This is a genomic window from Paraburkholderia sp. SIMBA_054 (genome assembly GCF_046534875.1).
GTDB lineage: Bacteria > Pseudomonadota > Gammaproteobacteria > Burkholderiales > Burkholderiaceae > Paraburkholderia > Paraburkholderia hospita.
In genome coordinates this window covers 1-265 of the sequence record NZ_JAWRXV010000943.1, presented here as the reverse complement: position 1 = coordinate 265, position 265 = coordinate 1, and the positions used below count along the sequence as shown (strand labels likewise).

At 65.7% G+C, this 265-nt stretch carries 1 protein-coding gene; it reads right to left on the bottom strand.

The features are described 5' to 3' along the window. Positions 1-265: four-carbon acid sugar kinase family protein (locus SB822_RS57910; RefSeq protein ID WP_410859213.1), on the bottom strand; the 265-nt coding region annotated here is incomplete at both ends.

The window sequence follows — 265 nt, the reverse complement described above, 5'->3', positions numbered from 1 at the left end:
GCGGATCGCCACGCCGATGCTGCCCGTTTGCGGCGCGCTATCGAAAGTCGAGCAGACCTTGTAGTGCATCACGCGCACGCCGAGTTCGGCAAACGCCTGACCGACATTTGTGAGTTCGACCCGCTGCTCATCCGGCGACATCGTACGCGCGGCTCCTGCGACGCCAATCGCATCGAGCGGGCCGAGCTTTCGCAGACGCGTTGCGTCCGGTGGCGCTAACAGCAGCATCGTGCGCAAGCCGGCGCGTGCGAGATGCGCGAGCGTA